This window comes from Aeromicrobium sp. 9AM (assembly GCF_902506105.1).
In the GTDB taxonomy this organism is placed as follows: domain Bacteria; phylum Actinomycetota; class Actinomycetes; order Propionibacteriales; family Nocardioidaceae; genus Aeromicrobium.
In genome coordinates this window covers 932,484-945,835 of sequence record NZ_LR733304.1, presented here as the reverse complement: position 1 = coordinate 945,835, position 13,352 = coordinate 932,484, and the positions used below count along the sequence as shown (strand labels likewise).

Here is a 13,352-nt window from a genome sequence, read left to right as displayed (position 1 = left end):
CCATCATGTCCACCATCTTCACCAAGTCGTTCCTGAAGGACGCGGCCGAGCGCGCGATCAAGACCGTCGCCCAGTCCGCGGCCGCCCTCCTCGTCGGCGACGGCTTCGGGATCCTCAACGTCGACTGGTCCACCGTCGGCTCCGTCGCCGGGCTCGCCGGCATCGTGTCCCTCCTCACGTCGATCGGCTCCGGCTACGTCGGCGACGACAGCCCCTCGCTGGTCGACTGACCATGCTTGGGTTCGTGCGCGGCATGGTCGGCTTCTACGTCGTGCTCTTCCGACTCGACGACCTCGCCGACCTGACCCGCGCGCGGATCCACCGCAGACCCTGAGCTCGACCGAGCTCCTCGGGACGAACGCCCCCACCCCTCCCGGGTGGGGGCTTTTCGTCATGCCCTTTGCAGGCACACGTCGTCGAGCACCGACAGTGCCTGCCCGAGCGATCCGCCGTAGGTGTCGGCGTCAACCAGCACGGTGTCGCTGCCGCGTGCCGCCGCGGCCGAAGCCAGCCCCAGTGCGACGGTGCTGCGACCGGGCGCGCCCGCCGGCCCCCAGACCGCGATCAGTGGGGCCCGCTCCTCCTCGGGCGCGTGACGTGGCGCGGGGGCATCACGCGCCACGACGTCCAAGGACCCGAGGAGCAGCGTGCGCTCGATGCCCAGGGCACGGCACAGCGCGTCGTCCGCCTCGACCGCAGCCACACGTACGCCGGCGTGCTCGAGGCGATAGACGGCGTCGGCGTCCAGGCCCGTCAGGTCGGCGGTGACCAGGGCGGCGGCCGCGAGATCGGTCTCGGCGACCGCGAGGAGGTCGGCGACGTCCACGCAACGGCGTACGAGGCGAAGCTGCGAGGAACCCTCGATCTCGCGGATCGCCGCCGCCTCCCACGGTGCGCCTCCCGCCGCCAGGACGACGTCCATCAGGCCACCCTGACGAGCGTCACGTGGCCGGCCGCCACGGTGCTGACGACCGATCCCCGGAGCTGGGACTCGTCGACGTCCACGAGGACGGTCTGCGCCAGCGAGCCGCTCGCGGCGGCCGCCTCGTCGCCCGACTCGATGACCCGCACGGACTCGAGCACGAGCCTGGCCTTGCCCACCGGCTCGTCGCCGGGGCCCGGCCCCACCCAGACGTCGACGAGGTCGCCGCGGTCGAGGTCCGCCGGCGCCGCGCCCTCGGCGACGCTGAGGGGCAGCTGGCTGCGGGTCGTGCTGGACCGGCTCACGAGCGAGTCCTTGCCGACCAGCGATCCGGCGGCGACGCCGTGCGCCCAGACCAGCTCGTCCAGTGGCGCCGCGAACTCCTCGTCGGTGCGCAGGTAGGCACCCTTGGTCGCCGACGACAGGCGTACGCGCGTCGCCTGGAGCGAGTCGCGGCTGACCGGGTCGCCCGGCGCCACGTCGGACCTGACGGTCCAGTACTCGACCGTGTCGTCGCTGGCGGCCGCGAGGCGGGCGCCGAGGATCGTCGCCCCCAGCACGAGCAGCAGCCCGATCAGGAGTCGTGGGTCCCGCCACGGTCGGATGCGCAAGCGCTGCGCTGCTGTCCTGCCTGATCCCCCAGGCCCCCGCCAGTTCGTCATGCAACGGTTGTACAGACTCGGGCAGCATTCGTCCATACCCCCTCGAGGTTGTCCACAGGAGAGCCGAGCCTGCGACGACGCTGACACCCAGTCATGGGAAACTGGAGCCATGCCACCCACCAGCCCGCGGTTCCTCACGCTGGCCGATGTCGCAGACATCCTCAACGTCACCGTGCGTCAGGTGTACGCGCTCGTTCGCTCCGGCGACCTGCGGGGCATCCAGATCGGCGGACGCGGCCAGTGGCGCATCGAGAACGACCAGCTCGAGGACTACATCGCGCGCCAGTACGCCCGCGCCGACGCCCCCGACGAGCACCTCGCGCCCAGCGACGACGTCACGTCCGACCGCTGACCACCGCGATCGCGTCGAACGGCAGCACCTGATCGCGCCCTGACCCGGCCCTCAGGCGTACGAAGTCACGTCCGGCGACCACGACCTCACCGTCGCGTACCGTCCCGTCGACGAGCCGCACGCGAACCTCCTCCCCCGCCTCACGCAGGGCGCGGAACACCTGCCCCCAGCCCAGCGCGTCCCCCACCGCCGTGGCGGAGTCGGCGCGTCGCTCGCTCGAGTGGATGCCCATCACGGCGCCGGCGTTGACCACGTGGTCCATCGCGTCGCCGCGCAGGTGCACCAGGCGTTCGTTGACCAGCGCGACGTCACCCTCGACCCGGTCGGCTCCCCGGACCGCCAGCACGACACGGCCGCCGAGCAGGTGCCGCCATGACGTCTGGGCCCAGTCGCCGTCCCGCAGCTCATCGACCAGTGCGTCTCGCTCGTCGAGCTCCAGATCCGCCGCCTGCGCCTCGAGATCCTCGAACAACCTGTCCCACCGCATGCCGGAACGCTATCCCAGGTGCATCCGCCTGTGCACACGATGTTGACAGACGATCACAAACGGTCTTCTCTGTATTCAAACAGCATCAAACGTCATCAAACGGTGATAGGGGGGTTGGCATGGTTTCACGCAGTGGCTGGGCGCTCACCTGTCTTGCCGCCCTGAGCGCCGGGCTGCTGGCTCCTGACACCGACGCCATGATCGGCGACCTGCGCGGGCAGAGCTTCCCCGCTGCCCTGCTCGCGGTCGGCGAGCTGGTGCAGCTGACGCTTGCGTCCTGGGTGCTCCTGGCCACCACCTTGTCGCTCGTCCACGCACCGGCGGCACTGGTGCGGGCGATCACGCCGCGGCTGCTGCGCCGAGCGTTGTTCGCCGGGACGGCGGGCGCCCTCGCCCTGGCTCCCGTGCACGCAGACCAGGCTGCCGCGCCGTCCCGACCGGCCCACCACGACCTCACCGGCCTGCAGCTGCCCGACCGCCCCGTGGCTGCCGCGCCGGCATCCGCCGCGCACACCACCACCGTCGTCGTACGCCGTGGCGACACGTTGTGGGCCATCGCGGCGCGCTCGCTGCCGCCAGGTGCCAGCGCGGCCGAGATCGCTCGCGCGTGCGAGCAGTGGCACGCCGCCAACCGCGACGTCATCGGCGCCGATCCCAACCTCATCTTCCCCACGCAACGACTCGTTCCGCCGCTCGGGAAGGACCCCACATGAAGACCGCCACCGCCCTGCTCGTCCCCTCGCTCCAACCGTCGTTCGCCGGACCGGTCGAGCCGGCCCCGGGCCAGATCCCGCTGCCGTTCCCGGGCCTGAGCCCCGTGCTCCCGGTCCCCGTGGAGCGCGGCGACGCGGGACCCATGCGGCAACGCGCGGCACGGTTCATGCAGGCTCTCGTCGAGGTGCTGTCGGGCGAGCGCGCGGTTCGCCAGATGGCGGCGTGGATGGCGCCCGACGTCTACGACCAGCTGACGAGCCGGCTCACCGCGCACGCGCGGGTGCCGCTGCGCTCACGCTCGGGCCACGGCGCCCGCATCGTCTCGGTCCACGTCGCGATGGTCCACGACGGCGCGGCCGAGATCGCCGGCCGCATGGTGCATCGCGGCCGGTCTCGTGCCATCGCCGTACGCCTGGAGCTCCAGACCACCCACCGAGGCGACCGGGTCTGGAAGTGCACCGCCCTGACGTGGGCCTGACTCTTGAGGGCGATCGCGTCCGTTGGTGAGCGTGCGTCTCGCGTCCGGTCACCGACGCTCACGAGTCACTTACCGACCATCGACAAGCACGTTGCGTCGCCGCCGCACCTTGATCCTGAAGCTCGTCGACGGTCCGTAAGAGACTCCTGAGCTCGGCACCCTCCCGCACCGAGCTCAGGACCTCACTGCGAGGGGTCGCCTCGAAAATCGGCTACCGGTTGTTCTTCCGGCTTTTTCTCTGCTGCTTGGCCTTCTGGCGTGCCTTGTTCTTGGCGTTGGCCTGGCGGCGCGCCTCGGACTCCGGCGTCTCCTCGGTCACGGTCTCGCCGCGCACCTCGGCCTCGCCGTCCTCACTGGGTGAGGAGTAGGACAGCGCCTGCGGCTTCTTCTCCGCGCTGAGGCCCTTGGCGGTCAGCTGCGGCTCGGCCTCTTCGGCCTGCTCGACCTGGACGTCCAGGTTGAACAAGAAGCCCACGGACTCCTCGGCGATGCCCTCCATCATGGCGTTGAACAGGTCGAAGCCCTCGCGCTGGTACTCCACGAGCGGGTCGCGCTGGGAGTACGCCCGCAGGCCGATGCCCTCGCGCAGGTAGTCCATCTCGTAGAGGTGCTCGCGCCACTTGCGGTCGAGCACGCTCAGGACGACACGGCGCTCGAGCTCACGCATGACCTCGGCACCGAGCTCCTCCTCGCGCTTGCCGTATGCCGCCAGGGCGTCCTCGGAGATGATCTCCTGCAGCAGCTCGCGCGACAGGCCCTCGCGGCCGCCGGCCTCGGACTCGACGCCCTCGACCGTCACGCCGATCGGGTAGAGCGTGCCGAGCGCGGTCCACAGCTGGTCGAGCTCCCACTCCTCGGGGAATCCTTCGGTGGCGCCGTGGACGTACGCACCGGTGACCTCGCCGATCATCGACGTGACCCACTCGTGCATGTCCTCGCCCTCGAGCACCCGACGGCGCTCGGCGTAGATGACCTCACGCTGGCGGCTCATGACGTCGTCGTACTTGAGGATGTTCTTGCGGGTGTCGAAGTTCTGCGCCTCGACCTGGGCCTGCGCCGACGCGATCGCTCCGGTGACGCGCTTGTTCTCGATCGGCACGTCGTCGGGGATCTTCATGGTCTGCAGGACCCAGTTGACCCAGTCGGCCTTGAACAGGCGCATCAGGTCGTCCTCGAGCGAGAGGTAGAACCGGGTCTCGCCCGGGTCGCCCTGACGGCCGGAGCGGCCGCGCAGCTGGTTGTCGATGCGACGCGACTCGTGCCGCTCGGTGCCGATGACGGCCAGGCCGCCTGCGGAGGCGACCTCGTCGTGCTCGGCAGCGACCTGCTCCTCCATCTGCTTGAGGGTCTGCGGCCACTCGGCCTCGTACGCCTCGGAGTCCTCGAGCGGGTCCAGGCCCTTCTTGCGCAGTGCCTGGTCGGCGAGGAACTCGACGCTGCCGCCGAGCATGATGTCGGTGCCACGACCGGCCATGTTGGTGGCCACCGTGACGGCGCCCTTGTGTCCGGCCATCGCGACGATCGCTGCCTCGCGGTCGTGCTGCTTGGCGTTGAGCACCTCGTGCGGGACGCCACGCTTCTTGAGCTGCTTGGAGAGGCGTTCGCTCTTCTCGACGCTCGTCGTGCCGACCAGGATCGGCTGACCGTTGGAGTGGCGCTCGACGATGTCCTCGACGACGGCGTCGAACTTGGCCTGCTCGGTGCGGTAGACGAGGTCCGGCTGGTCGACGCGGGCGACCTCACGGTTGGTCGGGATCGGCACCACGCCGAGCTTGTAGATCTTGTCGAACTCCGACGCCTCGGTCAGCGCCGTGCCGGTCATGCCGCCGAGCTTGTCGTAGAGGCGGAAGTAGTTCTGCAGCGTGATCGTGGCGAGGGTCTGGTACTCCTCGCGGATGCGTACGCCCTCCTTGGCCTCGATCGCCTGGTGCAGGCCCTCGTTGTAGCGGCGGCCGTCGAGGATGCGGCCGGTGTGCTCGTCGACGATCAGGACCTCGCCCTCCATGACGACGTAGTCCTTGTCGTTCTTGAACAGCTCCTTGGCCTTGATGGCGTTGTTGAGGAAGCTGATCAGCGGCGTGTTGACCGCGTCGTAGAGGTTTTCGATGCCGAGCTGGTCCTCGACCCGGTCGATGCCCTCCTCGGTCACCGCGATGGTGCGCTTCTTCTCATCGACCTCGTAGTGCTCGTCGATCGACATGGCGCCGACGATCTTGGCGAACTCGGCGTACCACTTGACCTCTTCCTCGGTGGGTCCCGAGATGATCAGCGGCGTGCGCGCCTCGTCGATGAGGATCGAGTCCACCTCGTCGACGATCGCGAAGTTGTGGCCACGCTGGACGCAGTCGGCGATGTCGTCGGCCATGTTGTCGCGCAGGTAGTCGAAGCCGAACTCGTTGTTGGTGCCGTACGTGATGTCGGCGGCGTAGGCCTCGCGGCGCTCGTTGGGCGACATCGACGGCAGGATCATGCCGACCGTCAGGCCGAGGAAGTGGTGCACGCGGCCCATCCACTCGGCGTGGTACTTCGCGAGGTAGTCGTTGACCGTCACGACGTGGACCCCGTCGCCGCTGAGGGCGTTGAGGTATGCCGGCAGGGTCGAGACCAGGGTCTTGCCCTCGCCGGTCTTCATCTCCGCGATGTTGCCGAGGTGCAGCGCCGCGCCGCCCATGATCTGGACGTCGAAGTGGCGCTGGCCCAGCACGCGCTGCGCGGCCTCGCGCACCGTCGCGAACGCCTCGGGCATCAGGTCGTCCAGCGTGGCGCCCTCGTCGAGGCGCGCGCGGAACTCCTCGGTCATGCCGCGGAGCTCGTCATCGCTCATGGCGTGGAACTCGTCCTCGAGGGCGTTGACCTGCTTGGCGACCGCCTGGAGCTGCTTGAGGATCTTGCCTTCGCCCATGCGAAGGATCTTGTCGATGACCTTGGGCACGAAATGCACTTCCTGGTACGGAGTCTGCGAAAAAGTTTGAGAGCCTGTTCAGTCTAGGTGACGCGCAAGCGATGCCGTGAGTTCCCCGGCCAGATCACCCTTGACCGGCGGCGTGACGGTCTCCAGCCCGAGCCAGGTCGCCATGAGCCGCAGCTCTGCCGCGAGCTCGTCGGCCGTCTCGTCAGGGGCGTGCGACTCGGCCCAGGCGCCGTGGACGATCAGCGACCCTGCCTGCCGGTCAGCCTTGAGGTCGACCCGCGCGACGAGCCGGTCGCCCAGCAGGAACGGCAGGACGTAGTAGCCGTGCACCCGCTTCTCGGCCGGGACGTAGATCTCGATGCGGTAGCGGAAGTCGAACAGCTGCTCGGTGCGCGTGCGCTCGAACACCAAGGGGTCGAACGGGCTCAGCAGGGCGCGGGCGGTCACCTTGCGCGGCCGCACGGCGTCGCGATGCAGGTAGGCAGGGCGCTTCCAGCCCGCGATCGTGGCGGGGACGAGCTCGCCGGCCTCGACCAGCTGGTCGATGGCTGCCTTGGTCGGCTCCGGCGCCATGCGGAAGTAGTCACGCAGGCACTGGGCGGTGCCGACGCCGAGGGCACGGGCCGCATGCCCGACCAGCAGGCGATGGGCCTCGGCCGAGTCGAGCGGCGGCCCGTCGAACTGGGTCGCCGGGATGACGCGCTCGGGCAGGTCGTAGACCCGCTCGAACGCCGAGTTGCGCCGCGCGGCGGTGACCTGGCCCTTGTAGAAGAGGTACTCCAGCGCCATCTTGACCTCGGACCAGTTCCAGCCCCAGTTGTCCTTGTCGCGCGGCGCGTCGTGCTCGATCTCCCGAGCCGTCAGCGGGCCCTTCGCGCGCACCTCGTCCAGCACCCAGGTGACGAACTCCGGCTTCTCGCGGCTGATCCGCGCCATGTTGCCCCACATGCGGGCCCCGGCCTGCATCCGGAACTGGAACGCCTGCCAGAGGTTGACGTCGACGAGGGCGGCCTCGTGCGCCCAGTACTCGAACAGCCGCCTCGGCCGGCGCGCCGCCGCGCGGTGCAAGAGCTCGCGGTCGTAGGGTCCGAGCCGCGAGAACAGCGGCATGTAGTGCGCCCTGACGAGCACGTTGACCGAGTCGATCTGGAAGAAGCCCAGTCGCTCGATGACCCGGTTGAGGTGCCGCGAGCCGACCTCAGCATCGAGACCGGGGCGCGGGCGGGTGAACCCCTGCGCGCCCAGAGCGATTCGCCGGGCTTGCGTCGTGGTCAGCTGCATGGACCCGATCGTCGTCTAGCCGTGTGACATTAAGGGATGTCGTCGACGAGCTTGCTGCGGACGGCGTACATCGCCGCCTCCATGCGGGACTTCATCTGCAGCTTCTCGAGGATGTTGCGGATGTGGTTCTTGACGGTGTTCTCGCTGATGAACAGCTCTTCGGCGATCTCACGGTTGCTGCGACCGCGTGCGACGTGACGCAGCACGCCGAGCTCGCGGGGCGTGAGGTTGGTCGTCGGCGCAGGACTCTTGGACATGTGGACGAACTCGTCGAGCAGCTTGGTCGCCATGCTGGGGCTGATCAGCGACTGGCCAGACGCCACGAGGCGGACGGCCTCGGCCACCTGCTCGTACGTCGAACCGTCCTTGAGCAGGTAGCCGGAGGCACCGCTGCGGATCGACTCGTAGAGGTCGGACTCGTCGTCGCTCGCCGTGAGCATGATGATGCCGGTCGTCGGAGAGATCTCCTTGATGGCCGCACAGACCTCGACCCCGCTGCGACCCGGCATGCGTACGTCGAGCAGCACGATGTCGTAAGGGTTCTCGGCGACCATCTCCAGGGCCTTGTCGCCGTCGTCGACCTCTTCGAGCTCGAGCGTGTCGTCGGCGCCCAGCACCATCTTGACACCACGTCGGAACAGCTCCTGGTCGTCGACCAGGAGCACCCGAATGCTGTCACCCCGAGAAGTCACGTCCTGATCATGCCACGTCGGGGGCCAGTTTGCGTCGTCCTGCTACTCCGTCACGTCCAGATGGATGACGCCGTAGTCGTATCCCTTGCGCAGGTAGACCACGCTGGGACGCATCGAGTCCTTCTCGAGGAACAGGTAGAAATCGTGCCCGACGAGCTCCATCTCGTACATCGCCTGGTCCAGGGTCATCGGGGGCGCCTGGTGCGTCTTCTCGCGCACCACGATCGGGCAGTCGCCCTCGGCGGCGATCGGCGAGGACTGGCCCGTGGGGACGTCCTCGTCGGGCTCGGCGTCGGACAGGCCCTCCAGCGGAAGCTCCGCGGCGGCCGTCGACAGCGACCTCGGGGCGTGCCGGCCGTGATGGATCCGGCCACGGTCGACCGAGCGACGCAGGCGCGACTCGAGCTTGTCGATCGCGGCATCGAGCGCCGAGTGCTGGTCGGTGGAGGCGGCTTCGGCGCGTACGGCCGGGCCCCTGGAGCGCAACGTCATCTCGACCTTGGCCGCGGTGTCCTGCTGGCGGGGATTCTTCTCGTGCGTGACCTCGACCTCCACGCGGCTGATCTTCTGGCGGGAGTCGTACTTCTCGAGCCGGAGAAGCTTTTCCTCGACGTGCTCGCGGAACCGCTCGGAGATCTCACTGTTGCGACCGTTGACGACAATTTCCATGGGAACCCCTTGCCTCGGTGTCGCGCCCGAAATTCAGCGCAGCCTTCATGCCATACCTGTGACGTTAGACCGCCCTCCAAGGAATCACCAGAGCCGCCGACAAACTCATGAGCGATGCTCAGGAATGTTCGTTGGAATGCGAGGCGTGGCGGCGACCACCGCGATCCCGACCGGTCGACGACGTGCCGCGCTCAGTGCTCGTACGGCCTCCGAGACCGTCGCGCCGGTCGTCAGGATGTCGTCGACGACCACGACGTCGCGGTCCGCCAGGTGCCGGTCGGTGCGCAGCCTGAACGCGCCGTGAAGGTTGCGGGCCCGCTCGGCCGCGCCGAGGCCGACCTGGTCGGCTGTCGCCCTGGCCGGAGCCAGTGACTGCACGACCCGCGTGTCGACACCCACCTGCCGCAGCAGGCGACCGGCCGAGCGGGCGAGCTCGTCGACGAGGTCGCAGCCTCGCTCGCGCCTGCTGCGGCGCGACGTCGGGACCGGTACGAGCGCGACGGCGATTCCCGGGCGTGCGTGCTCGATGACGGCCGCCGCGAGGAGGTGGTCGAGCACCGAGGTCAACCGGGTGTTGCCGGCCTCCTTCCACGCCACCAGCACCCGGCGCAGCACGTCGGCGTTGGCGCCGGCGGCGACCGGTGGCACCCGCTCGGGCCGCCGCAGCATGGCCGGGCACGGCTCCGGCCACGTGACGACCGGATCGGGGCTGATCGCGTCACCACACGTACGACAGACGGTCAGCGCCGGCCGTCCGCAGCCCGGGCACTGGGCGCCGAGCAGGAGGTCCGCGGCCGGGATCAGGAGCTCACGCATCCACCGAGCATCACCGTTCGCGGACGGCACGGCACGCGGCCGGTCGGCGACTGTGGACGTCAGCGGCCGTACGTGAGGCTTGTGAATCGGGAGTCGCTGAGCAACCGCCACGACTCCCCCGCGGCCAGGAACCACAGCCGATCGCGGGCGTCGACCGCGTAGCGGTCAGGGGTCGGCCCGGTGCCGATCGCCAACGTGCTGGCGCTGACGTCGGGCAGCAACGCTCCGCCGCGAGCCAGGCCGCCGGACGTCGAGGACCCGTCGATCGTCGTGGTGTAGACCTGCCGCCCCGACTGGCTGTCGGCGAAGTAGCTCAGCTCGGTCCCGGATGACCAGGTGACCGATCGCGGCGACCGGGCTGTCGTGTAGACCCGCGACGCGTCGCCGAGCCCCAGGATGCGGTCCTGGGTGTCGCGCCTGACCCAGCCGATCCGGATCGACGACCCGTCCGGCCCCTGCACCGTGACGGCGTAGCGGGAGCCGTCGGGCGACAGGTCGAACGTCCTGACGTCGAGCCCGGCCAGGTTGCCGACATCGAGCGTACGGATCTGGTCGTCGGTCACGAGTCGCACGCGGGTCCGCGAGCCTGCGCGATCGACCAGCCAGGCATGGCCGTCGCCGTCCCAGTGGGGCGTGATGAATCGCGCGCCGGCGAACGTACGCGCTGCGCCGCCCTTGCGATCGGTGACCCGCACGACCCGGCGGCCGGGCAGCACCCCGGCAACGCCGTCCTCGGACACGCCCACGGCCACGGCACCACGCGCGTCCTTGCCCCAGGCCCCGCTGAGTCGCTTGATCCGGTCGCCGTCGATCTGCACGACCCGGTCGCCCCTCAGCGCGTAGGCGTGCCCGCGCGCGACACTCGGCCCGTAGCCGCCCCAGGAGGTGATGTCCTGCACGGCGGCGCCACCGCCGGACAGGACGCCCGCGGAGCCGGCAAGACGTACTGCGGTCACGTCACTGACCTGGCGCAGCGTCCACACGAGCTGGGCCGACAGATGGTTCTCGGCCGCCTCGCTCATCGCCGCGAAGTCGGCGTTGAACTCCACGTCCGCAACACCCTGGGCGGACACCGGCACGGACGGCCGCAACGTGTTCAACGGGGGGACGTACGTGCGGACCGCGGCGGCCGTCGGCCCGGCCGGTCCCCTGGCGAGGCTGGTGACGAGACCCGTGGCCAACTGGTCGCCGACCAGGACGTGAATGGGATCGGGCACGAGCCGCTGGCCGGGCCGGTCGAAGTTGTAGATGTTGAACGGCCGGAAGTAGTCGTCGAAGAACTTGCGGCTGACCAGGAGCCCGGCCTGCGGATTGGCGATGCGCCACTCGCTGTCGACCCGCTCGAGGCGGTAGGTGACCGCCGCAGGACGGGCCCGACGGGTGTAGTGGCCCTGGCGGTCGAGCCTGGCGTCCTCGACGAGTCGGGTCACGACGTCGACCGGATTGCGAGCCTTGTCGGTCGTCTCGGCATCCTCACCTGCGGCGAGCGTCGGCCCGGCGAGCCCGACGGATGAGTAGACCCGCACCCCGGCGGACGGGCTCCACTCCTTGGCCCCTGCGGGGGTGAGGAACGCGGTGGCGGTGCCGGAAGACGCGGGATAGGCCAGCATCGCGTCGAGGTAGCCGCGCACGATCTCCCGGGGCGAGGCGCCTTCGGCCGGCCGGGCCGGCGTGTAGCGCACGGTGCTCTCGCCGAGTCCGCCGTCGTCGGCCACCTTGGTCACCGGGCCCGACGACGGGATGCCTGCACACGCCGACACCGCAAGCAGCGTCCCGACAGCGAGCACAGCGCAGCGTACGGTCCGGGTCTTCATGCGAACACCGACGTGATGGCCGGGAACTTGGCGGTGCCCTCGGGCTTCGGGATCGTGAGGACGAACTCGCTGCCCTCGCCTGGCCGGCCCCACGCCTGCAGCGTCCCGCCGTGCAGCGCCGCGTCCTCGCGGGAGATCGCGAGGCCGAGCCCCGTGCCGCCCTGCGTACGTGCGGGATCGGCACGCCAGAACCGGTCGAAGACGCGCAGGTTCTCGTCGCCGGAAAGCCCGACGCCGAAGTCGCGCACGGCGAGCGAGACGCAGTGCTCGTTCTGGGCGACCTCGATCTCGACGCGCGGCGACCCGCTGTACTTGGCGGCGTTCGTCAGCAGGTTGCGCACGATCCGGTCGATCCGGCGGATGTCGGCCTCGACGATCGCCGGCTCCTCGACACCCAGGAGGCGTACGTCGATGCCCTTGCGCGCCAGCATCGTGTCGTCCGCGGACTGCTTGGCGACCTGGCTGAGGTCGATCGTGTCGAGCTCGAGCTTGGCCGCGCCCGCGTCGAACCGGCTCAGGTCGAGCAGGTCCGAGAGCAACGACTCAAACCGGTCGAGCTCGCCCTTGAGCAGCTCGGCCGATCGCGCGGTCTGCGGGTCGAACCGGTCGCGTGAGTCGTAGAGCACCTCGCTGGCCATCTGCACGGTCGTGAGCGGGGTGCGCAGCTCGTGAGAGACATCCGAGACGAAGCGCTGCTGCAGCCTCGAGAGGTTCTCCAGGCGGCGGATCTGGTTCTGCAGGCTCGCCGCCATCTGGTTGAACGACGAGCTGAGGCGGGCGATGTCGTCCTCGCCACTGACGTGCATGCGCTGCTCGAGATTGCCGCTGGCATAGCGCTCGGCGATGCGACGCGCGAGACGTACGGGATCGAGCACCTGGCGGGAGACGAGCCAGGCAACCCCGCCGACCATCAGGACCATCGCCAGTCCGCCGAGCAGCAGCGCCCGGCGCACGAGGTCGAGGGTCTCCTGCTGGTCCTCCATCGAGAACAGGTAGTACAGCGCGTACGTGTCGCCCGTGCCGGGCGCGCGCAGCTGGCTGCCGACCACCACCGCGGGATCCGCGCCTGACGAGCCGAGGAGGGAGAGGTCGGAGTAGCGCCAGTAGGTGCCCGGCTTGTCCCTGACGGCCCGGTCGAGGTCTGACGGGAGGGAGCCCGGCTCGATCGCGGCCGACGAGCGTACGGGGACCTCACCGCCACCGGTCAGCAACGGGCCCTCGAGCACCAGCTCGTACGTACGCTTGGCGCCGCGCGAGCTCGTGAGCGAGTCGACCATCTGGGTCAAGGCCTGCGACTGGGTCGCCGGCTCGGTCTCGACCGTCGCGTCGAGCTGGGTCTGTGCGTAGTCGAAGCCCGACCGTGCCTCGGAGATCGCCGCAACCCTCCGGCTGTCGGCCAGGCCGCCGGCCACGTCTCGCAGGAGGGCCCAGCCGGTCAGCGAGATCACGAGCGCGCTCAGCACGATCGTGCTCGTCACGACGCGGGCCTGGATCGACCGACGCCAGATGCGTGTCAGGCGCCGCATCGGGCACCGGCGGTGGGACGTTGCCGAG

The 13,352-nt window shown here is 69.7% G+C and carries 14 protein-coding genes; 4 read left to right on the top strand and 10 right to left on the bottom strand.

What is annotated here, in order from left to right; genetic code table 11:
• The first annotated feature begins 5 nt into the window (after nt 1-5).
• On the top strand, nt 6-230 hold the full coding sequence (locus tag BOSE46_RS10755; RefSeq protein WP_201299606.1) for a holin: 225 nt from the start codon (nt 6-8) through the stop codon (nt 228-230).
• A gap of 161 nt (nt 231-391) precedes the next feature.
• Here the strand turns inward: BOSE46_RS10755 and BOSE46_RS10750 are convergent, their stop codons facing one another.
• Both BOSE46_RS10750 and BOSE46_RS10745 read right to left on the bottom strand, forming a co-directional pair.
• Nucleotides 392-922, bottom strand: a complete 531-nt coding sequence (locus tag BOSE46_RS10750) for a hypothetical protein (protein WP_159540239.1) — start codon at nt 920-922, stop codon at nt 392-394.
• The gene (locus tag BOSE46_RS10745) at nt 922-1,584 is read right to left on the bottom strand and encodes a hypothetical protein (RefSeq protein WP_159540238.1); all 663 of its coding nucleotides are present in this window, start codon (nt 1,582-1,584) and stop codon (nt 922-924) included. Before BOSE46_RS10745 ends, BOSE46_RS10750 begins: the two co-directional genes overlap by 1 nt.
• A gap of 109 nt (nt 1,585-1,693) precedes the next feature.
• Here BOSE46_RS10745 and BOSE46_RS10740 point away from each other — a divergent pair, with 109 nt between their 5' ends.
• Complete coding sequence (locus BOSE46_RS10740; protein WP_159540237.1) at nt 1,694-1,936, top strand: helix-turn-helix domain-containing protein; 243 nt, start codon at nt 1,694-1,696, stop codon at nt 1,934-1,936.
• On the opposite strand, the gene BOSE46_RS10735 is transcribed toward BOSE46_RS10740, so the two are convergent.
• Entirely contained in the window at nt 1,920-2,423 is a 504-nt protein-coding gene (locus BOSE46_RS10735; protein ID WP_159540236.1) for a hypothetical protein, read from the bottom strand. The genes BOSE46_RS10740 and BOSE46_RS10735 overlap by 17 nt on opposite strands.
• A 119-nt stretch (nt 2,424-2,542) precedes the next feature.
• On the opposite strand from BOSE46_RS10735, the gene BOSE46_RS10730 reads away from it, so the two are divergent.
• Both BOSE46_RS10730 and BOSE46_RS10725 read left to right on the top strand, forming a co-directional pair.
• A complete protein-coding gene (locus tag BOSE46_RS10730; protein WP_159540235.1) occupies nt 2,543-3,136 on the top strand; it encodes a LysM peptidoglycan-binding domain-containing protein in 594 nt (197 codons plus the stop codon).
• Complete coding sequence (locus BOSE46_RS10725; RefSeq protein ID WP_159540234.1) at nt 3,133-3,615, top strand: Rv3235 family protein; 483 nt, start codon at nt 3,133-3,135, stop codon at nt 3,613-3,615. Before BOSE46_RS10730 ends, BOSE46_RS10725 begins: the two co-directional genes overlap by 4 nt.
• 211 nt (nt 3,616-3,826) lie before the next feature.
• Here the strand turns inward: BOSE46_RS10725 and secA are convergent, their stop codons facing one another.
• From secA to mtrB, 7 genes are all read right to left on the bottom strand, one after another.
• Entirely contained in the window at nt 3,827-6,535 is a 2,709-nt protein-coding gene (gene secA / locus BOSE46_RS10720; RefSeq protein ID WP_201299721.1) for a preprotein translocase subunit SecA, read from the bottom strand.
• A 60-nt stretch (nt 6,536-6,595) separates the two neighbouring features.
• On the bottom strand, nt 6,596-7,807 hold the full coding sequence (locus BOSE46_RS10715; protein ID WP_159540232.1) for a winged helix-turn-helix domain-containing protein: 1,212 nt from the start codon (nt 7,805-7,807) through the stop codon (nt 6,596-6,598).
• A 29-nt stretch (nt 7,808-7,836) separates the two neighbouring features.
• The gene (locus tag BOSE46_RS10710; RefSeq protein WP_236551723.1) at nt 7,837-8,499 is read right to left on the bottom strand and encodes a response regulator transcription factor; all 663 of its coding nucleotides are present in this window, start codon (nt 8,497-8,499) and stop codon (nt 7,837-7,839) included.
• 42 nt (nt 8,500-8,541) lie between these two features.
• Nucleotides 8,542-9,168 carry a ribosome hibernation-promoting factor, HPF/YfiA family gene (hpf, locus tag BOSE46_RS10705; protein ID WP_159540231.1) on the bottom strand — a complete coding sequence of 209 codons (627 nt, stop codon included), beginning with the start codon at nt 9,166-9,168 and terminating at the stop codon, nt 8,542-8,544.
• Nucleotides 9,169-9,273: 105 nt separating this feature from the next.
• Nucleotides 9,274-9,984: a ComF family protein gene (locus BOSE46_RS10700; RefSeq protein ID WP_159540230.1), complete on the bottom strand. Its 711-nt coding sequence runs from the start codon at nt 9,982-9,984 to the stop codon at nt 9,274-9,276.
• A 59-nt stretch (nt 9,985-10,043) separates the two neighbouring features.
• On the bottom strand, nt 10,044-11,798 hold the full coding sequence (locus BOSE46_RS10695) for a GerMN domain-containing protein (RefSeq protein WP_159540229.1): 1,755 nt from the start codon (nt 11,796-11,798) through the stop codon (nt 10,044-10,046).
• Nucleotides 11,795-13,324, bottom strand: coding sequence for an MtrAB system histidine kinase MtrB (mtrB, locus tag BOSE46_RS10690; RefSeq protein WP_159540228.1), 1,530 nt, complete (start codon nt 13,322-13,324; stop codon nt 11,795-11,797). Before mtrB ends, BOSE46_RS10695 begins: the two co-directional genes overlap by 4 nt.
• Nucleotides 13,325-13,352: the final 28 nt, after the last annotated feature.